Genomic DNA, 19,100 nt, shown 5'->3' with positions numbered 1-19,100 from the left:
GAATCTTCTTGAGTGAAAAGGTGTGGGGGGAGGGCGTATCGGTATATTCACAGAAAGACTGCGATGCAATCCTGCATGAGATCGCCACACATCTATACTATTCTACCCTTGCCGAACAGAGTTATCCACAGGCAGTCCTACTTTTAGATGGTCAATGCATATTCATGCCTTTGGATAAATGCATCCGGCATATTGACAAACCCATGCAAAATAATGTCTAATCCACGGTTCCCTGACCATTCAATGGTTGCTTTAGCTTGTGCCTTTCCGGTATACGCGCTGCAAATACCAAAATGTGGCGCTGGGCGTAGTAACACGATTTAGACCGATTTATTTTTGCTGATTAGCGAGACCAACATGAAACGTACATACCAACCTTCCGTCGTACGCCGCAAACGTACCCACGGCTTTCGCGCACGCATGGCAACCCGCGGCGGTCGCGCCGTACTGAATGCGCGTCGCGCTAAGGGTCGTAAGCGTTTGGCTGCTTAAGCCAAACGTACAGTAGGAAAGCTGACTGCGTGACAGGCGATTTTTCACGTGTTCGGCGAATCGTTAAAACGGATGACTTTTCATCCGTTTTTCGTTTGCGCCCAGCCTACAGAACTGCGCACTTTGTGCTGTATGCCCGTCCGGCAGGATTGCCCAATGCCCGTTTGGGTATCGTGGTGGCAAAGCGGTTTGCGCCGCGCGCGGTAACCCGCAACACCATCAAACGGGTGACGCGTGAACTGTTTCGCCAGACCGAATTGCCATCACTGGATTGCATTGTTCGCCTGTCCAAGCCGATCAATACCAAGGCCAATCCGGCAACTACAGTGCAATTGAAGGTATTGCTGCGCACGGAATTGACGCGCTTGCTGGCGTCGCAGAAATTACCTGAGAGCTCCTGATGAAGGTCTTATTGCTGCTGTTGCGTGCGTATAAGCTGTGCATCAGCCCATTTCTGGGGCAAAATTGCCGCTTTTATCCGAGTTGCTCCGACTATGCCAGTCAAGCGGTGCGCGAGTATGGCGCATTAAAAGGGAGCGCTTTAGCTGTCAGGCGCCTATGCAAATGCCATCCATGGCATCCGGGCGGATTTGATCCTGTACCAGAAAAAAAGCCTGAATCCACTTCTGCAGACGTTAGCGACTGCAGCCATTCCCGAATTACTGATTTCTCCTGACAAGTACACTTATGGATATCAAACGTACCATCCTTTGGGTTGTGTTTTCGATGTCGCTGTTGATCCTTTGGGACAACTGGATGCGCTATAACGGAAAACCATCGATGTTTTCGCCGTCCGTGACGCAGCAAGACAAATCTGTCGCTGGCGCTGCTGCCGGGTCGGCCAAAACCGAGGTGCCGCAGGCGTCGGTCACGGGTACTAAACAGTCCCCTGCAGAAATTGCAGCTGCGGTTGCCGGCGCGGCACCGGCCAAAAGTGAAATCGTGACGATTACCACCGACGTCATCAAGGCGCAAATAGATACTGCAGGCGGCGAGCTGCGGTATCTTGAACTTTTAAAGCACAAGGATACGGTCGACCCGACCAAAAATCTGGTGCTGTTCAATGCCACTGCCCAGCACACCTACCTAGCCCAGACCGGTTTGATCGGCGGCGCATTCCCCAATCACAAATCGACTTTCACGGTCCAGCCGGGAAGCCGCGAACTGGGGTCCGACGATGCAGTGAAGCTGGTGCTGGAGTCTGACGCAGGTGGCGTCAAACTGATCAAAACCTTCACATTCAAGCGTGGTGATTACAATATTGACATCAAACACGATATCGCGAACATGTCCGGTGCGCCGATTACGTCTTCGCTGTATTTGCAGTTAGTGCGCGATGGCAACAAGCCAGGCGGAGAGTCCAAGCTTTATAGTACTTTCACCGGCCCTGCGGTATACACCGATGCGGAAAAATTCCAGAAACTAGCCTTCGACAAGATTGCAGATGGCAAGGATGAGCATGCGAAAAAGGCCGATAACGGCTGGGTGGCGCTGATACAGCACTATTTTGTCTCGGCAATCGTTCCACAAGACAAGACGCCGCGTGAAATATTCACCAAAAAAATCGATGCCAACCTGTATGCGATCGGAACCATTCTGCCGCTGGGTACCATTGCGCCGGGTGCTACAGTTTCGATGGATGCGCACTTATACTCCGGCCCGCAAGAGACCAGCGTACTGGAAAAAATTGCTCCGGGCCTGGATCTGGTCAAAGACTATGGCTGGCTGACGATTATTGCCAAACCAATTTTCTGGCTGATGAATCAAATTCACAAAGTACTCGGCAACTGGGGCTGGACCATCATCATGCTGACGGTCTTGATCAAGTTGGCATTCTTCCCTTTGTCCGCAGCCAGCTATCGCAGCATGGCAAAAATGAAGCTGGTTACGCCGAAAATGACCTCGATCCGCGAGCGCTTCAAAGGTGAGCCGCAAAAGATGAACCAGGCGATGATGGAGTTGTACAAGACCGAAAAAATCAATCCGCTCGGTGGCTGCCTGCCGATCGTAGTGCAGATTCCAGTCTTCATTTCGCTGTACTGGGTCTTGCTGGCCAGTGTCGAGATGCGCAATGCGCCATGGCTGGGCTGGATTCACGATCTGTCGGCACCGGACCCGTTTTATATTCTGCCGGTGGTGATGGCGATATCGATGTTCATCCAGACCAAGTTGAATCCGAAACCGCCAGATCCAATGCAGGCCAAGATCATGATGTTCATGCCAATCGCATTTTCGGTAATGTTCTTTTTCTTTCCGGCTGGCTTGGTGCTGTACTGGGTCGTCAATAACGTATTGTCGATTGCCCAGCAATGGGCCATCACCAAAAAAATGGAAGTTGGCAAAAAAGCATAGGCGTTTTCACCTATATGGCGCGCAATCAAAAGGCGGAATCTTTCCAGATTCCGCCTTTTTTATTAAAGATATTTCGGTTTTCGTCCGCTATTCGAATGTTCCTGCTGGACGGTATGCAGATCTGTGTAACTGCGTTAAACCAGAAAAGCGGCTTTGAGTAGTTGATTGTAGCGTCGCGAAACAGCGTTCGATATTTACCGTGACTGCCACGAAAATTTTCTATAATAGAAAAAGATGCCAAAGCGTCGCGCCAAATATCAATTTTGGTATATCGTAAAAAGTTGAATTTCTGCAGCATAGGACGAGCAGCTAGAAAAAATTATGAGAGGCATGGATTATGAGTGACAGTTTTGAGGATCTGGATGCCCTGTTCGACCAGATCTCTGCGCAACATGACGAAATTACAGCGACCGCACCTGACGCTCCATCCAGCGTTGTTCACGTATTGGAAGCCGCACCAGAAAGACCTGCCGAAACTGAAAAGCCGATGTACGAACGGCTCGGTGGAATTGTTCGGATGATGCATGACTCGATACGTGAACTAGGTCAACAGCATCCGTTTAACACTCTTAATTCGCAAATCGGCGATGCCCAGGATCGCTTGGCCTATGTTGCGACACTGACCGAACAGGCTGCGAACAAAGTACTGAACGCGACTGACGCTGGCATGCCGGCGCAGGAAATTCTGTCGAATAGTGCTAAAGCAATAAAAATGCGCTGGAACGACATGTTTGACGGCAAACTCAGCGTGGAAGAGTTCAAACTGCTCGCGAATGACTCCAGAAGCTTTACTTCTTCCGTCATTGAAGTTACTGAGGAGGAAAAAGCACGCTTGCTGGAAATCATGATGGCACAGGATTTTCAGGATTTGACCGGCCAGCTGATCAAAAAAGTGGTGACAATTACCCAGGCTGTCGAGCGTGAACTGGCGCAACTGCTGTGGGATAACGCGCCTGAGGAAGTAAAGGACAAGCCGCTGGCACATAAAGAAGCGGTGGTTGACCTGATGCAGGGGCCGATGGTGCCGTCTGCCGCGATGGGACAGAGCGATGTGGACAGTCTTCTGGATGATTTGGGTTTCTGATGGACGACTTGCTCAAGGAATTCGTGGTCGAAGCGCTGGAGCTCGCCACCAATGTTGAAGCGCATCTATTGGTGCTGGAACGCCAGCCGGATGATCAGAACACTTTGAATGCACTGTTCCGATCATTTCATACGATCAAGGGCGGTGCCGGCTTCATGAATTTGACGGCGATGGTATCTGCCTGTCATCTGACCGAAAACCTGTTTGATGCTTTGCGCACCGGAGCCGCACCTGTGACGCCAATTGCGATTGAGGCAGCGCTACAGGCCAGCGGCTTTGTTGCGGACCAGCTCGGTGAGTTGGCCAATGGCGTCGCCGCCGAGCAGCTACCTGCGATGCCCGATGCGTTACAGGCCATCCTGACTGCGGCAATCGAAGGCAATGCGCAACCGGAGCCGGCGGTTGCAACCGCCGCCGTGGTGCCCGCTGAGGCGCTGGTTCTTGTCGGCAAACCGGATTGGGATGCGTATTATCGTGCGTTGGTGCCATCGGATATCCTGCCGTCAGCGGTATCGGCTCCGGTTCCCGTTGCGATTACACACCCGGTCGCTGCAGTAACCGTTAAAAAATCTCAGCCGGCAATTCAGACCACTAAATCCACTACTCCGATAATCGAGGAGAGCATCCGGATTGACGCAGTCAAGCTTGATACCTTACTCGAGGTGGCCGGAGAGTCGGTGCAGGCGGCCAACCAAGCGGCCGTGCTGCTGGAAAAGCTGGCGCAATTCAAGTTCGAATCTGACGCTACGACCTTGATGGCCACACTGACAGAAACAATAGAACGCGCCTCGCGCTATGCAACCGAATTGCAGCGGGCCACGCTGGCTACCCGCATGCAGCCGGTCGGGCGGCTGTTCCAAAAATTTCCGCGCCTGGTTCGGGAACTGGCCAAGGATCTCGGCAAGGAAGTCGAGTTGGCGATCAAGGGTGCGGAAACCGAAGTCGACCGGGTGGTGGTCGACAGTTTGTATGATCCGCTAGTGCATATGCTGCGCAACTCGCTGGATCATGGAGTGGAAAGTCAGGAAGACCGCATCAAGTCCGGGAAATCACCCAAATCGACAATATCCCTGACCGCCTGGCAGGAAGCCAGCAGCGTGATGATCGAGGTGGCGGATGACGGCAAAGGCATGAACCCGCAATTTTTGCGAGAAAAAGCGCGCGCCAAAGGATTGATCGGCGAGAACGATGCGCAGACCGACGAAGAAGCATTCCAACTGGTTTTCTTGCCCGGATTTTCTACCAAGGAAGTCGCTACCGCGGTATCTGGGCGCGGGGTCGGCCTGGATGTGGTGAAGACCGCGGTCGACAAGAATCGCGGCACGATCCGGATTGATTCGCGCCTCGGTCAAGGCACACGTTTTCTGATTCGCTTGCCAATCGAGCTCTCGATTGTGCCAACCATGCTGGTGCGTACCAGCGGTGCTGCGTTGGCAATGCCGTTAGCCGTGATTGAGCGCGTGGTGGAGCTGCCGGAAACATTTTCCGAAGTCGGTGGAGCCCCGATATTGCGCGATCAGGGGCGTCCGCTGCTGGTGCGTTCGCTGGCTGAGATTCTCGGTTACGAGGCATGCGTGGAGCGGGTTGGTATCGTGATTGCCGCGCAGCAACCGTACATTCTCGCCATGGAGGCGGTTGAAGGCACCGCAGATCTGGTCATCAAACCCTTATCCTGCCTCAACGTACCGGGCATTACCGGAACCGCGCGGTCAGCTGAAGGCGAATTGTTGCTGGTGATCGGCCTCGGCTATCTGCTCGACGGTTGCCGCACGGACGCGCGCCTGGTGGCATAAACAGTCTGCCTGCCGCAGCAGACCTTGGCTACCCTCCCTTGCTGAACGACATTTTCTTGTAAGCGAATGTCGTTCAGTGCGTAGATGGGTGCACCCATCACCCATCGAACGTACAAGATGGGTTGCACCCATCCTACTGTGTTGCTTTGCTTTTTTCGTGCCTTTCGTGTTTTTCGTGAACAGTGCATAAGCGCAGTTAGGTAAAATCGCGGTATGAACCTTGACTCTTCCCCAATAGCAGCCATTGCCACCGCTCCCGGGCGCGGCGGTATTGGCGTAGTACGTGTTTCCGGCAAGAATCTTGCGGCCTTGCTGCAGGCGCTGGGTTTTCAGCTAAAACCGCGCCATGCCACTTACTTACCCTTCACGCAGGCCGATGGCAGCATCATCGATCAGGGTCTGGCGCTCCATTTCAAGGCCCCGCATTCCTACACCGGCGAAGATGTGCTGGAATTGCAGGCGCACGGCGGGCCGGTAGTGCTGCAAATGTTGCTGGCGCGCTGCCTGGAGGCGGGGCGGGAAATCGGCCTGCGTCTGGCGCAGCCGGGTGAATTCACACACCGGGCATTCCTTAACGATAAGTTGGATTTGGCGCAGGCGGAAGCGGTCGCCGATCTGATCGAGGCCTCAACCGAGGCCGCGGTAAAGTCGGCTTCGCAATCGCTGTCGGGCGTCTTTTCCAAGGTAATTCATACGCTGGTTGAGCAAGTGGTGCAATTGCGCATGCTGGTTGAGGCGACGCTCGATTTTCCGGAAGAGGAAATCGATTTCCTGGAAAAATCCAACGCACGCGGCCAACTGGAACGCATTCAACAGACTTTGCACAGCGTCTTGCTGCAAGCGCAGCAGGGCGCATTGCTGCGCGAAGGCTTGAATATAGTGTTGGCCGGCAAGCCCAACGTGGGGAAATCCTCGTTGTTGAACGCTCTGGCCGGCGCGGACGTGGCGATCGTCACGCCGATTGCCGGCACCACGCGCGACAAGGTGACTGAAACTATCCAGATCGAAGGCATTCCGCTCAATATCATCGATACCGCCGGTATTCGCGCCACCGATGATGCCAATGACGAAGTGGAGCGGATTGGCATTGAGCGTACCTGGATTGAGGTTGGCCGTGCCGACGTAATCCTGCACTTGCTGGATGCGGGACGAGGGCCGACGCGCGCGGATGAGGCGATGGTGGCGCGCTTTCCAACCGGCGTGCCGGTGATCCGGATCTGGAACAAAATCGACCTGTCCGGACACAAACCCAGCATCGACACCATGCTGGACGCCACGCACATCTATCTGTCGGCCCAGGACAAGAGCGGAATCGACCTGTTGCGCTCGGAGCTGCTGCGTATTGCCGGCTGGCAGCAAACCGGCGAATCGGTGTATCTGGCGCGCGAGCGGCACCTGATTGCGCTACGCGCCGCGCGCGATCATCTGCAGCTGGCAGCGCAGTTTGCCGCACAAAACGACCAATCGCTGGACCTGCTGGCGGAGGAGTTGCGTCTGACCCAGGAGCAACTGGGCAGCATCACCGGCGAATTTACGCCGGATGATTTGCTGGGAGAAATCTTTAGTCGTTTCTGTATTGGCAAGTAAGAAAATATTGCCCTTACTTGGTTGTGAAAGACCAGCTTTGTGAAATTGCCGTGTCCGCAGAAATGCAGGCGGTATTCGGTGGACTGATGGTGCAGATACGGCCGGAAAAAGCCACATCATAGGTGGCGCCGCTGGTCAGCGGTTCGAGCGGGATGATGGCAGCGCCGGAGGTTGGGGTTTGAGGATCGGACTGACTGGTTAGCAATTGCGCCGCGAGTGGTGTTCCCGCACCGCGCAGTCTGACACTGAAATTGGCGCCGCTGATCAGTTGATCGATATCAGCATGCACGCTGATCGGATAACCCACTTCGTCCCGGTTGGGTACCGGATCGGGTTCCTCAGAATTGCTGAAAAAATTCAGTGGGACGTTTTTCTGGCCGGAATACGGGTATGCGGTAAATTTCCCAGCGCCCAGCCCGGCACCCAAACCATTGTTGGCGGTGAAATCGGTGGTGAAGTAGGTAAAGCCGCTGGTTGCTGTGACATAACCCGCCCCCGCTTCCTTGTATATCGGCTCGAAAATCACGAAACGATGATAGATGGCGGTAATCAAGGCCTCGGCGGCAGTGAAGCCATCGGTGTAGCCGGTCTGTGCAATGACTTCGCCGATGGCATAACTTGGTATCAAGTTGTATCTGGCTCGATTTAATCGGTTTTCCAACTTGGCGCCAGTGAAACCGGGATTCCCAATGGTTTGGTCGTGGGTGATGACATTATTGACTGCTTGATAACTGGAATGCCCTTGCGCCGCGCTATCAATCAGGGCGTTGCGTGTCAGTTTAGGCAGGGCGATCTGTTGCCGACGGAAATTGAACCAGTTGAAGCCGTCCGTCGCCATATTGCCGCTCACTTGCGGTGCGTTTGATTCTTTCGCCAGTTCTTGCGAAGCGACCGCCGCGGAAGATGGCGGCGCTGCCTGCGTGGACGAATCGCTGCCGCCGCAAGCGGCGAGCGCAAGGCTCAGTAATATGGCAGGAGCAAGAGGCGATAAGCGGGACATGACAGGCTTCCAGAATTAGGGATAAACAGCCGCAAAGCTTACGGCCTTCTTGCGGCGAGGGCAGCACCGCTTCCGCCCTCGCACCCGGAAGTTGCAAATTCTTATGCGCTTGATCTAGCAAATAAGCCAGCAAATCAGGCGAACTTGTTGAGCATTTCCGACAAGTGTTTAGCGCGTTCAGATGCATCTTCCAGGCTGGTCGAGCCGGAAGTATGTGAGACCATCGCACTGGTGAGTAAGTTCACGAACGCGCGATCGAGCGCCTTGCGGGCGGCGGCCATTTGTTGCGCAACGCCATCGCAGTCATCCGGCACTACTGCCTTGGCCAGCAATTTGCGCACGCCGCGCACCTGACCCTCGACGCGCGCCAGGCGGTTCAACAGGTCTTTCTTTTGTTCGTCGGTCAATGCGGTACCGCTCAAGACCTTCAGGGGGGCTTCGTATGACATGGTGAGACTCCTTTATGATGTGTATAGTAAAAATTATACTATGGGGGAGTAAATAAATACTAATTATCTTTAAATGGCCTAGATTCCGATCCAGTATTGCGGCTTCGGGGGCGCTGCGATTCGGCAGAAAACTGGGTTGACGGCGGCGATATCCCGGACCCTGCAATGCCGGATCGTAGCGCGCTTGTCCTGCCTTTGGTTCTGCTTGCAACGCCGGGTTGTGTAACCTGGAAAGGTTTCATTACACCCGTATAAATGATGGAGTATATATAAAAACGTATCGTTTCCCGCATTGTTTTAAATCGGCTTAAATAATACTGATAATAGTACTATTTCTTTGCAATGCCTGTCGGAGGTGGGAACCGGACCATGATGTTCAAGCCGTGGCCGCCGGCGCCGTCAGCCAGTTCGAGTTGCGCGCCATGCAAGGTGGCGATATCCTGCACGATCGCCAGGCCGAGTCCGGAGCCGCCCGGATTGGCTTCCAGTGCGGCCGAGGCGCGGTAAAACGGCGTGAAGACGTTGCCCCTTTCCGCCAGCGGAATGCCGCTGCCGCTGTCTTCGACTTCCAGCGTCGGTTGCGCAGCGCCGAATACCCGCAGCGACACCCGGCCGCCGATCGGCGTATAGCAAATCGCATTGTCGACCAAATTGACCACCATCTCGTGCAACAGCAGCGCATTGCCGGTGACGACGGCATCCTCCTGCGCCTCCAGCGACAGGTCGATATTTTTTCGCACCGCGCCCGGCGCCAGTTCCAGCCCGACTTGGCGCGCGATGGCAGCCAGCGGGACGGCCGTCATCTGGCCTGCCAGCGCCCGGTGTTCGGCCCGCGCCAGCGTCAGCAGGCGGTTGGCCAGATGGACCGCAGATTCTGTGGTGTGGCCGATGCTGTGGATAATTTGGCGCAATGCGTACGGATCGTTCTCGCGCAGCGCCAGTTCGACCTGCGTCTTGAGCACCGTCAGCGGCGTGCGCAATTGATGCGAGGCGTCGGCGATGAAGCGCTGCTGCTCGTTGATCAGGATCTGCAACCGCGCCATATAACCATTCATGGCCAGCACCAGTGGCCGCACCTCCTTATGCACCATGCTCGGATCGAAGTCTGACAGGTCGGTCGGCTGCCGCGTCGCCACATCGTTCTTCAGGCGCATCAGGGGGCGCAATACGACCCGCACCGAAAACCACACCAACAGCGTTACCGCAACAATCAGGGCAGCCTGGCGCCACAGCGTATCGCGCAAGATAGTGCGGGTCAGACCGAGCCGGGCATTCAGTGTTTCGCCGACCTGAATCAGCGCAATGCCGCGCATCGAACTGTCATACACCGGCTGATACAAAGCCGCCACCCGCACCGCTTCGCCGCGATAGTTGGCGTCGTAAAAATGCACCAGGGCCGGATACAGATCCGAGCGCGGCACGTCGGGTGGCAGCGCCGGCAGATCTTCATAGCCGGACACAAATTCGCCTTGAACGCCGGTGACCTTGTAATAAATCCGGCCCAGCGTATCGGTCTCGAAACTGTCGAGTGCCACATACGGCACGTCGGCCACCACCTTGCCATCGACGAAAGAAACCCGCTCCGCCAGCGCGCGGGTCGAGGCCAGCAGCGCGCGGTCATAGGCGCGCTCGGCAGCAGTCAGTGCAGTGCGGTAAACCGATGCCGAATCGAGCACCGCCAGCAGCGCCAGCGGAATCAGAATCCAGCGCAGCAACTGGCCGCGCAGGCTGCCGGGCGTGCTGCTGGCAGCGTGCCGGGCGGGCCACCTCATATGCTCGGATTGGGGTTTGCGGCGGCGCTGAGTTTGGCATCGAGCACATAGCCGATGCCGCGCAAGGTGGTAATGGCAACGCCGCAGGCGCTCAGCGTATCGAGCTTCTTGCGCAGCCGGTGGATGTAAATTTCGATCGCATCCAGGTTGGCGTCGTCATCGAGTTTGAATACTTCGTCGAACAGTTTTTCTTTCGGCACCGCCCGTCCGGCGCGGGTAATCAACGCTTCCAGTACTGCATGTTCGCGCGGCGTCAACGCCAGCGGCGCGGCGTCATAAGTGAACATGCGGCTCACGGTGTCGAACTGCAGGGCGGCGCAGCAATGAACCACCACTTCATTGCCTTGCGAACGGCGCAGCAGCGCCTTGACCCGCGCTTCCAGTTCGGCCAGCTCGAACGGTTTGGCCAGGTAGTCGTCGGCGCCCAGGTTCAGGCCCTGCACCCGCTCCTCCAGCCCGCCGCGCGCAGTCAGGATCAGCACCGGTATTTTGCTGCCGCGCAGCCGCAGCCGCCGGAGCACTTCCAGCCCATCCATTTTCGGCAGGGTCAGGTCGAGGATCACCAGCGCATATTCCTGCGTATGCAGCAAGGCGTCGGCATCGCTGCCGTTCACCGCGCACTCCACCGACAGGTGGGCATCCTGCAAGGCCTTGCTGAGCCAGCGGGATAATTCAAGATGGTCTTCGACAAGCAGTATGCGCATGGCCTGCATCTTATTCCAGTTTGCGATAAAGGATGAAATCCAATAAAACCGACACCGAAAGCGATTTGAAAGCTTGCATCATCATCCTGCGTGTTGCGGTCAAAAAATAGGCTGCTTCAATAATAATCAGGAGACACTGTAATGAAAAAAACGCTTCTCGCACTGCTATTACTGGGTGCTTTCACCGCCACTGCATCGGCCCAGACCAACGTCACCGTGTATGGCTTGCTGGATGTCGGCATCACTTCCGAACATGGCGGTCCGGCAGGCTCGATGGTCACGCTGGGAAGCGGCATCCAGTCTGGCTCGCGGCTGGGCTTCAAGGGCAGCGAAGATCTGGGCGGCGGCTTGGCGGCGATTTTCACGTTGGAAAACGGCTTCAATCCGGACGACGGCACCCAAGGTCAGGGCCGCTTGTTCGGGCGTCAGATTTTTGCCGGTCTGCAGGGCGCTTTCGGTACGGTCACTGCCGGACGCCAATACACGCCGCTGTGGTCGGCCATCGATAGCCTCGACCCGGTGGATGGCATCTCCGGCAGTTCCCACAACCTGATGCGCCGGGATGTTCGCACCGATAACACCATCAGGTACGCGTCTCCCAACCTGAACGGTTTCTCGGGTGAGCTGGCCTACAGCCTGGGCGAAGTTCCCGGCAATAGTGCCGCCAGCCGCATCCTGGGCGGCGGGTTGGCGTATGCAAATGGCCCGCTGGTGCTGAAACTGGCGCATCAGAACAAAAATGACGCCACCGACAGCGACAGTAGCAAGAGCACTTATCTGGGCGGCGGCTACAACTTCGGCGTGGTGAAGGCCCTGCTGGGCTATGAAGTCAACAAAGGCGTCGGTGCGATCGATGACAAGGTTGCGGTAATTGGCGCGGTAGTGCCGCTGGGCCTCAGCACCGTAATGGTTTCCTATACCCGAAAGGACGACAAGTCGGCAGCCAACGACGATGCCAGTCAGATAGCCCTGGCGTATACCTACACGCTATCCAAGCGTACCAATCTGTACTCTTCCTATACCCGCATCAATAACGAGAACAAGCTGGTTTCCCGCACCAGAACTGGCGATGGCAGCGGCGACCGTGAGTTCAATGTCGGCATCCGCCACAAGTTCTGATCTTGTCAGAAACAGGCATCCTCGGATGCCTGTCAGGGATTGCACAGACATTCTTTTGACCCGCTACAAAATCAGCCGCAATCTGTGCCGAATCGGTTTCTGATGAAAGCTAATTGAAAGTTTGAGGCGACTAAGATATGCGCCACAATGATGACCCATATAAAAATTCGGTGCTTTATGCGTAATTTGATGCAATCCTTGCAGTGCTTATTAGCCGTGGCGCTGGCGGCTTTTGCGGTGAATGCGATTGCCGCGCCGCAGTGCATCGTGCCGGCCAAGCCGGGCGGCGGCATGGATCTGACCTGCAAGTTGGCGCAAAAGGGTTTGGCCGATCACGAGCCGCCTTTAATGATCAGTTACCAGCCGGGCGGCATCGGCGCGGCGGCCTGGAATGCAGTGGTATCGCAAAAGCGCGGCGAGCTCGATACGCTGGTCGCGTTTTCCGGTGGCTCACTGCTCAATTTGGCGGAAGGCAAATACGGCCGGACCTCGGCCTCGGATGTGCGTTGGGTGGCGGCAGTCGGCACCGACTACGGAATGATCGCAGTACGCAAGGATTCGCCTTACAAAACCTTGCGCGATCTGGTCGCCGCCTGGAAGCAGAACCCGGCGCAAGTGGTGATCGGCGCGGGCGGCACTATCGGCAGCCAGGATTGGATGAAGACCATGCTGATTGCCAAGCAGGGCGACGTCGATACCCGCGGCCTGCGTTTCGTGGCCTTTGAGGGCGGCGGCGAAGCGTTTACTGCGCTGCTGGCCGGCCACGTGCAGGCGGTATCGGGCGATGTCTCGGAAGCCATCCTGCACGCTGGCGTGGACAAGAAAAATGCGGGAATCCGCGTGCTGGCGGTGCTGTCGGATGCCCGTTTGCCGGGCGCACTGTCCAACGTGCCGACGGCGCGGGAACAGGGTTTTGATGTGACGTGGCCGATTATTCGCGGCTTTTACATGGGGCCTCAGGTAGCCGATGCGCATTACCGGAAATGGGTGGCGCGATTCGAGCGCGCGATGGCAACGCCGGAATTTGACCGCTTGCGCGCCGCACATGGACTGTATCCGTTTGCGATGACCGGCGAGGTGCTTACCGGGTATGTGAAAAAAACCGTCGATAACTACGGCAAACAGGCCGGGGAATTGGGTTTGGTTCGATAGGTTGTAGGGTGGGCACGTTTTTGCGCCCAAGCGAGTAGTTTTTATAACGATAAGGAGATGACACCATGTTTTCAAAAAAATGCATTCTGAGCGCGGTAGGCGCACTCGCGGCCAGCGCTGCCTTTGGCGCACTGGCCCAAGTTCCAGCCGCTTATCCGGCTACTTACCCGGCCGCTTACGCCAAGATCGTTGACGCTGCCAAAAAAGAAGGCAAGCTGGTGATTTACGGCGCTACCGACAGCAAGGCCACCGCGCCGCTGGTGAAGGATTTCAGCGCCCTGTATCCAGGCATTTCGGTCGAATATAACGACATGAACTCGACTGAGGTCTACAACCGTTTCATCTCCGAAGTGGCCGCCGGCGGCACCACCGCCGACTTGCTGTGGTCGTCGTCGATGGACTTGCAGATGAAGCTGGCTTCGGACGGCTATGCGTTGCAATACAAGTCGGTTGAAGCCGGCAAGTTGCCGGAATGGGCGATCTGGAACAATACCGCCTACGGCACCACGTTCGAGCCGGCTGCGATCGTCTACAACAAGCGCTTGCTGGACCCCAAGGAAGTGCCGGCCACCCATGCCGATTTTGCCAAGCTGATCACCCAGGAAAAATTCAAGGACAAGGTCACCACTTACGATATCGAGAAATCCGGCGTCGGTTTCATGTTCATGACCCAGGATTCGCGCGCCAACCCGGATTTCGCCGGGCTGGAAAAAGCCTTCGGCGTCGCCAAAGTACGGGTGCAATCCTCGACTGGCACCATGCTGGAGCGCATCTCTTCCGGTGAAAACCTGATCGGTTACAACGTGATTGGCTCCTATGCGCTGGTGCGCGCCAAGACCGATCCGTCGATCGGCGTCATGTTGCCGAAGGATTACACGCTGATCATGTCGCGCGTGCTGTTCATCAGCAAGAGCGCCAAGCATGTCAATGCAGCCAAGCTGTGGCTTGACTATATGCTGTCGCAGCGCGGCCAGACCGTGATTGCCAATGATTCGAAACTGTATGCGATCCGCGCCGATGTCAAGGGTGAAACCACCGCATCCGATTTGATCCGGAAAATTGGCGCCGCCAACGTGAAGCCGGTGCCGGTCAGCCCGATGCTGCTGCAATACCTCGATCAGACCAAGCGCCTGGCGTTCCTGAAGCAGTGGAAAGAGACTGCCGGCAAGAAATAACTCCAAGCAATTCCCGTGCGCTGCGCTGCTCCGCCAACCGGACAGGGCAGCGCAATCAACGCCTGAAAAATACCAGAGAATGAAAAAACTCTGCGCTGCTGCGTTCTGACGCCCCTCAGCACGCCCCATCCCTTCATCGGACACTGTGATGCAAACCTCAATATTTCCCCGTCTGAACTGGCCGCGCGGCTTAGTCGTGGCGCTGGCGTCGCTCGTAATATTTTTCCCGATATACCTGATTTTTTACCAAAGTTTCCTGTCGGCGCCGTTTTTCATGCCGGTCAAAACTTTGGGTTTCGATGCCTATCGTTTCATTTTCGCCGATCCCGATTTCAGCCATTCCTTCATCAATGCGTTGATCCTGGCCACCGGCCTGGCCGTGATTGCGGTGCCGCTGGGCGGCATGCTGGCGTTCCTGATGGTGCGCACCGACCTGCCCGGGCGCGGCTGGGTCGCGCCGCTGCTGCTGGTGCCAATCTTCGTATCGCCGATGGTGATGGGTTTCGGCTACGTGGTGTCGATGGGCCCGGTCGGCTTCTACACGCTGTGGGTCAAGCAATTGATCGGGACTGCACCCTGGAACATCTATTCCTTCGCCAGCATCGTCATCATCGCCGGCCTGACGCACGTGCCGCACGTGTATCTGTATGCCTCTTCGGCGCTGAAAAGCCTCGGTTCGGACGTCGAGGAAGCGGCCCGCGTGGCCGGCGCATCGCCGCTGCAAGTGATGATGAACGTGTCGTTGCCGATGATCATGCCGGCGCTGTCGTATGCGGCGGTGCTGGTGTTCTTCCTCGGCTTCGAAGTGTTCGGTCTGGTGCTGGTGCTGGGCGATCCGGAAGGCCATCTGGTGTTGTCGACCTATCTGTACAAGCTGACCAACAAGCTCGGCACGCCGTCCTACCACCTGATGGCGGCGGTCGCCGTGTGCCTGGTGATGGTGACGATGCCGCTGGTGATGCTGCAGCGCTGGCTGCTGAAGTCGGCCAACAAATACGTGTCGATCAAGGGCAAGGGCGCGCGCCAGAAAGCGCTGCCGCTGGGTAACTGGAAGTGGATCGCATTTGCCTTGCTGGCGCTGTGGCTGCTGTTTACCGTCGTGATCCCGATTTCCGGCATCGTGCTGCGCGCCTTCGTGTCGTATTGGGGCGAAGGCGTGAAGCTGGCCGATGTGCTGACGCTGCAACACTTCCGCGACATCCTGGAGCAACCGTCGCTGATGCGCGGCATCTGGAATACGATCCTGATCGGCATTGTCGGCGGCGCTCTGGCGGTGTTGTGTTATGCGGCGGTCGCGCTGGCGATGCACCGCAAGCAGGACGGCATTACCCGCTTTCTCGATTACAGCGTGCTGGTGCCGCGCGCGATCCCCGGCCTGCTCGCGGGCTTGTCGTTTCTGTGGGTATTTTTGTTCGTGCCGGCCTGGCTCGATGGCGCGCTCAAGGGCATGGATAACGGCGTCGCGCTGTGGCTGAGTGAACATTTCATTCCGGTGCTGCGCGAACTGCGCTCGACCATTTTCTCGGTCTGGCTGGCGTATTCGGTGGTCTGGCTGGCATACGGCATGCGCCTGATTTCGTCGGCCATGCTGCAAGTCGGCCCGGAACTGGAAGAAGCCGCGCGCGCGATCGGCGCCAGCCGCGCCCGTGTCACGCGCGACGTGACGCTGCCGCTGATCAAATACGGTCTACTGAGCGCATGGCTGATGGTATTTCTGATTTTCGAGCGCGAATACTCGACCGGCGTCTATCTGCTGTCGCCCGGCACCGAAGTTATCGGCGCGATGCTGGTGTCGCTGTGGGCCGGCGGCTCGGTCGATCTGGTGGCGGCGCTATCGTTCATCAACATCACCCTGGTGGCGATCGGCCTGGGCATCGCGCTGCGCTTCGGCGTCAAGCTGCACAATTAAGCATCGCACAACAATAATCAAAAGAGACTTCAACATGAACGAATTAAGCGTCAACGATTTATACCTCGACTACGGCACCGGGGCCGCCGCCAACCAGATCCTGAAAGGCGTGTCGATGGAATTGCAGCGCGGCGAAGTGGTCGCGCTGCTGGGGCCTTCCGGCAGCGGCAAGACCACGCTGCTGCGCGCGGTGGCCGGACTGGAAGCGCCAAAAGCCGGCACCATCCGCATCGGCGAACGCCTGATGTATGACGGCGCGAAGAATTACGAGATGCCGGCCGAGCAGCGCAACCTGGGCCTGGTGTTCCAGTCGTATGCGCTGTGGCCGCACAAGACGGTGTTTGATAACGTCGCCTACGGCCTCAAGCTGCGCAAGATGGCCAGCTCGGAGATCGCCAGCCGGGTCAAGCAGGTGCTGACCCAGCTCGGCCTGGGCCAGCTGGGCGAGCGCTTCCCGCATCAACTGTCGGGCGGCCAGCAACAGCGCGTTGCGATCGCCCGGGCGCTGGTCTACAACCCGCCGGTGATTCTGCTGGATGAACCGCTGTCGAATCTGGACGCCAAACTGCGCGAAGAAGCGCGCGCCTTTCTGCGCGAACTGATCGTCCGGCTCGGCCTGTCGGCGCTGATGGTGACGCACGACCAGGGCGAAGCGATGGCGATTTCGGACCGCATCCTGCTGCTCAACAACGGCAAGATCGAACAGCAAGGCAGCCCGCAAAGCATGTACCAGACGCCGGAAACGCTATTCACCGCCGAATTCATGGGCAGCAACAATCGCCTGCCGGGCCGAGTGCTGCAGCGCGACGGCGAACGCGTCACGCTGCAAATCGAAGGCCGCACCTTGCATGGCACCGCGCGCGGCGCCAATCTCGGCGCCGACGTTACCGCGCTGATCCGGCTGGAACAGGTGCGCATCGTCGATACGGAAGTTGAGAACAGCATCCGGCTGCCGCTGTCGACCTGCATGTATCTGGGCGACCGCTGGGAATGCCTGTTCAAACGCGGCGCTGCGGACGAGTTTGGCCTGCGCGCCTACGCCCCGCAGCGGCTGGCCGCCGGCGAGTACTGGGTGCAACTGCCGCAAGATAAGCTGTGGGTGTTTTAAGCCAACAACGCTAACATCGTATGGCTTTCGCAGCAGCGCGGAACCGTGCTGCTGCATTTACAGCATGGTGTATTTTTCAAGTCGCTTTAAAATAATGCGGAAAATGCCATGTTTATGATGATACCCCACTAATATCCATGGCAATTCGATTCCTCTCGCGCTTCACATCCCTGCCCTTCCTGCGCGCATTGCTGATCGCGCTGGGTGCCGCCGGCTTGTGCATCTGGCTCAAAACCCCGTTGCCGTGGATGATCGGCCCGCTCATTGCAACCGCCGCCGCGCGTATGGCCGGCCTCGACTTGCAAGCGCCGGTGCAGGTGCGCGAGGCCGGGCAATGGGCGATCGGCACCGCGCTCGGCCTGTATTTCACGCCGGTCGTGCTGCATGTGTTGTCGTCCTATGTCGGCACCATCGTGGTCGGGGTGGTGTTCGCGCTGCTGCTGGGCGCCGGCGGCGGCTGGCTGCTGCACAAGCTTACCGGCGTCGACAGCACCACCACTTTCTTCGCGATGGCCACCGGTGGCGCGTCCGAGATGGCAACCCAGGGCGAACGCCACGGCGCGCTGGCGGATCGGGTCGCGGCCGCGCACAGCCTGCGCATCATGCTGGTGGTGGTGATCATCCCGTTCGGCTTCAAGTTCGCCGATGTGCACGGAATGGACCCGTATCTGCAGGGCACCAAAGTGGTGAATATGCTCGGGCTGTTGAGCCTGATCGGATTGACTTGCTGCGGCGCTTTTCTGCTGCGGCGTCTGAACTGGCCGAATGCCTGGGTCATCGGTCCGCTGATCATCGCCATCGCGCTGACGGCATCCGAGGTGCATCTGTCGGCGTTGCCGCAATGGATCATCAACTGTGGCCAGCTCTTCATTGGCGTCTCGCTGGGCACCCGCTTCACGCCGGCCTTTTTGCATACCGCGCCGCGTTACCTGGCCGCAGTCACGCTATGCAGCATCACAACGATCGTGGTGGCGGCCGGGTTCGGCCTGCTGCTGGCGGCCTGGTCCGGGATTCACCCCGCCACCGCAATCCTGGCCACCGCGCCCGGCGGCATCGCCGAAATGTCGCTCACCGCCAAAAATCTGCAGCTCGGGGTGCCGATTGTGACCGCTTTCCACGTGACCCGGATGGCCACGCTGGTGCTGTCGATCGGCCCCCTGTTTCGCTTGATACAATCAATAAAAAACAGGGGTATCACCTGAAACATGGTGTTGTCCGCACGTTATATATGCGTACCGTAAATATGCTGTCATCAGTATATTAAAATTCGACAATTGCTTCCAGAGCCATGATAAACGGCAGTTGGCCGCCGCTTCCTTATCCCGCAATGCCCGCCGAATGCGCGGGGCAGATTCCTGCTGCGCTGGAAAATCCCCCGCGGATCGGCCGCGCCCCGATTTCGCG

17 protein-coding genes are annotated in these 19,100 nt (G+C 57.4%); 13 read left to right on the top strand and 4 right to left on the bottom strand.

What is annotated here, in order from left to right; all coding sequences use genetic code 11:
* The first annotated feature begins 357 nt into the window (after positions 1-357).
* The 7 genes from rpmH to mnmE all read left to right on the top strand — a co-directional run bounded on the left by rpmH (position 358) and on the right by mnmE (position 7,308).
* Positions 358-492 (top strand): 50S ribosomal protein L34, encoded by a 135-nt coding sequence (gene rpmH, locus FKCLFG_RS16830; RefSeq protein ID WP_061535510.1) that lies wholly within the window; start codon positions 358-360, stop codon positions 490-492.
* 29 nt (positions 493-521) lie between these two features.
* Positions 522-893 carry a ribonuclease P protein component gene (gene rnpA / locus FKCLFG_RS16825; RefSeq protein ID WP_472614207.1) on the top strand — a complete coding sequence of 124 codons (372 nt, stop codon included), beginning with the start codon at positions 522-524 and terminating at the stop codon, positions 891-893.
* A complete protein-coding gene (gene yidD / locus FKCLFG_RS16820) occupies positions 893-1,168 on the top strand; it encodes a membrane protein insertion efficiency factor YidD (protein ID WP_472614206.1) in 276 nt (91 codons plus the stop codon). Before rnpA ends, yidD begins: the two co-directional genes overlap by 1 nt.
* 11 nt (positions 1,169-1,179) lie before the next feature.
* On the top strand, positions 1,180-2,844 hold the full coding sequence (yidC, locus tag FKCLFG_RS16815; protein WP_472614205.1) for a membrane protein insertase YidC: 1,665 nt from the start codon (positions 1,180-1,182) through the stop codon (positions 2,842-2,844).
* A gap of 337 nt (positions 2,845-3,181) precedes the next feature.
* The gene (locus FKCLFG_RS16810; protein ID WP_472614204.1) at positions 3,182-3,928 is read left to right on the top strand and encodes a protein phosphatase CheZ; all 747 of its coding nucleotides are present in this window, start codon (positions 3,182-3,184) and stop codon (positions 3,926-3,928) included.
* Positions 3,928-5,721 (top strand): chemotaxis protein CheA, encoded by a 1,794-nt coding sequence (locus FKCLFG_RS16805; protein WP_472614203.1) that lies wholly within the window; start codon positions 3,928-3,930, stop codon positions 5,719-5,721. The genes FKCLFG_RS16810 and FKCLFG_RS16805 overlap by 1 nt, the downstream gene beginning before the upstream one ends.
* A gap of 213 nt (positions 5,722-5,934) precedes the next feature.
* Positions 5,935-7,308, top strand: coding sequence for a tRNA uridine-5-carboxymethylaminomethyl(34) synthesis GTPase MnmE (gene mnmE / locus FKCLFG_RS16800; protein WP_472614202.1), 1,374 nt, complete (start codon positions 5,935-5,937; stop codon positions 7,306-7,308).
* A gap of 13 nt (positions 7,309-7,321) precedes the next feature.
* Here the strand turns inward: mnmE and FKCLFG_RS16795 are convergent, their stop codons facing one another.
* From FKCLFG_RS16795 to FKCLFG_RS16780, 4 genes are all read right to left on the bottom strand, one after another.
* Positions 7,322-8,308 (bottom strand): CAP domain-containing protein, encoded by a 987-nt coding sequence (locus FKCLFG_RS16795; protein WP_472614201.1) that lies wholly within the window; start codon positions 8,306-8,308, stop codon positions 7,322-7,324.
* Positions 8,309-8,442: 134 nt separating this feature from the next.
* Positions 8,443-8,757, bottom strand: a complete 315-nt coding sequence (locus tag FKCLFG_RS16790; protein ID WP_472614200.1) for a metal-sensitive transcriptional regulator — start codon at positions 8,755-8,757, stop codon at positions 8,443-8,445.
* A 329-nt stretch (positions 8,758-9,086) separates the two neighbouring features.
* The gene (locus tag FKCLFG_RS16785) at positions 9,087-10,529 is read right to left on the bottom strand and encodes a sensor histidine kinase (protein ID WP_472614199.1); all 1,443 of its coding nucleotides are present in this window, start codon (positions 10,527-10,529) and stop codon (positions 9,087-9,089) included.
* Positions 10,526-11,233 (bottom strand): response regulator, encoded by a 708-nt coding sequence (locus FKCLFG_RS16780; RefSeq protein WP_472614198.1) that lies wholly within the window; start codon positions 11,231-11,233, stop codon positions 10,526-10,528. Before FKCLFG_RS16780 ends, FKCLFG_RS16785 begins: the two co-directional genes overlap by 4 nt.
* 141 nt (positions 11,234-11,374) lie before the next feature.
* Between FKCLFG_RS16780 and FKCLFG_RS16775 the strand changes: the two genes are divergently transcribed.
* The 6 genes from FKCLFG_RS16775 (at position 11,375) to FKCLFG_RS16750 (ending at position 18,898) form a co-directional block, all read left to right on the top strand.
* Complete coding sequence (locus tag FKCLFG_RS16775) at positions 11,375-12,352, top strand: porin (protein ID WP_472614197.1); 978 nt, start codon at positions 11,375-11,377, stop codon at positions 12,350-12,352.
* A gap of 177 nt (positions 12,353-12,529) precedes the next feature.
* On the top strand, positions 12,530-13,504 hold the full coding sequence (locus FKCLFG_RS16770; RefSeq protein ID WP_472614196.1) for a Bug family tripartite tricarboxylate transporter substrate binding protein: 975 nt from the start codon (positions 12,530-12,532) through the stop codon (positions 13,502-13,504).
* A gap of 65 nt (positions 13,505-13,569) precedes the next feature.
* The gene (locus FKCLFG_RS16765; RefSeq protein ID WP_472614195.1) at positions 13,570-14,679 is read left to right on the top strand and encodes an ABC transporter substrate-binding protein; all 1,110 of its coding nucleotides are present in this window, start codon (positions 13,570-13,572) and stop codon (positions 14,677-14,679) included.
* Between the two features lie 148 nt (positions 14,680-14,827).
* On the top strand, positions 14,828-16,588 hold the full coding sequence (locus FKCLFG_RS16760) for an ABC transporter permease (RefSeq protein WP_472614194.1): 1,761 nt from the start codon (positions 14,828-14,830) through the stop codon (positions 16,586-16,588).
* A 34-nt stretch (positions 16,589-16,622) separates the two neighbouring features.
* Positions 16,623-17,696 carry an ABC transporter ATP-binding protein gene (locus tag FKCLFG_RS16755; protein WP_472614193.1) on the top strand — a complete coding sequence of 358 codons (1,074 nt, stop codon included), beginning with the start codon at positions 16,623-16,625 and terminating at the stop codon, positions 17,694-17,696.
* A gap of 137 nt (positions 17,697-17,833) precedes the next feature.
* The gene (locus FKCLFG_RS16750; RefSeq protein WP_472614192.1) at positions 17,834-18,898 is read left to right on the top strand and encodes an AbrB family transcriptional regulator; all 1,065 of its coding nucleotides are present in this window, start codon (positions 17,834-17,836) and stop codon (positions 18,896-18,898) included.
* The last annotated feature ends 202 nt before the right edge of the window (positions 18,899-19,100 follow it).

The sequence above is a fragment of the Gelidimonas denitrificans genome, assembly GCF_055694065.1.
The sequence above is the reverse complement of the archived record's forward strand: the minus strand, read 5'-3'. Positions and strand labels throughout refer to the sequence as shown.

Excerpts from the sequence above, each read along its gene's own strand:
- rpmH (WP_061535510.1), top strand. The coding sequence starts at position 358 with ATGAAACGTACATACCAACCTTCCGTCGTACGCCGCAAACGTACCCAC.
- yidD (WP_472614206.1), top strand. The coding sequence starts at position 893 with ATGAAGGTCTTATTGCTGCTGTTGCGTGCGTATAAGCTGTGCATCAGC.
- yidC (WP_472614205.1), top strand. The coding sequence starts at position 1,180 with ATGGATATCAAACGTACCATCCTTTGGGTTGTGTTTTCGATGTCGCTG.
- FKCLFG_RS16810 (WP_472614204.1), top strand. The coding sequence starts at position 3,182 with ATGAGTGACAGTTTTGAGGATCTGGATGCCCTGTTCGACCAGATCTCT.
- FKCLFG_RS16805 (WP_472614203.1), top strand. The coding sequence starts at position 3,928 with ATGGACGACTTGCTCAAGGAATTCGTGGTCGAAGCGCTGGAGCTCGCC.
- mnmE (WP_472614202.1), top strand. The coding sequence starts at position 5,935 with ATGAACCTTGACTCTTCCCCAATAGCAGCCATTGCCACCGCTCCCGGG.
- FKCLFG_RS16795 (WP_472614201.1), bottom strand. The coding sequence starts at position 8,308 with ATGTCCCGCTTATCGCCTCTTGCTCCTGCCATATTACTGAGCCTTGCG.
- FKCLFG_RS16790 (WP_472614200.1), bottom strand. The coding sequence starts at position 8,757 with ATGTCATACGAAGCCCCCCTGAAGGTCTTGAGCGGTACCGCATTGACC.
- FKCLFG_RS16785 (WP_472614199.1), bottom strand. The coding sequence starts at position 10,529 with ATGAGGTGGCCCGCCCGGCACGCTGCCAGCAGCACGCCCGGCAGCCTG.
- FKCLFG_RS16780 (WP_472614198.1), bottom strand. The coding sequence starts at position 11,233 with ATGCGCATACTGCTTGTCGAAGACCATCTTGAATTATCCCGCTGGCTC.
- FKCLFG_RS16775 (WP_472614197.1), top strand. The coding sequence starts at position 11,375 with ATGAAAAAAACGCTTCTCGCACTGCTATTACTGGGTGCTTTCACCGCC.
- FKCLFG_RS16770 (WP_472614196.1), top strand. The coding sequence starts at position 12,530 with ATGCGTAATTTGATGCAATCCTTGCAGTGCTTATTAGCCGTGGCGCTG.
- FKCLFG_RS16765 (WP_472614195.1), top strand. The coding sequence starts at position 13,570 with ATGTTTTCAAAAAAATGCATTCTGAGCGCGGTAGGCGCACTCGCGGCC.
- FKCLFG_RS16760 (WP_472614194.1), top strand. The coding sequence starts at position 14,828 with ATGCAAACCTCAATATTTCCCCGTCTGAACTGGCCGCGCGGCTTAGTC.
- FKCLFG_RS16755 (WP_472614193.1), top strand. The coding sequence starts at position 16,623 with ATGAACGAATTAAGCGTCAACGATTTATACCTCGACTACGGCACCGGG.
- FKCLFG_RS16750 (WP_472614192.1), top strand. The coding sequence starts at position 17,834 with ATGGCAATTCGATTCCTCTCGCGCTTCACATCCCTGCCCTTCCTGCGC.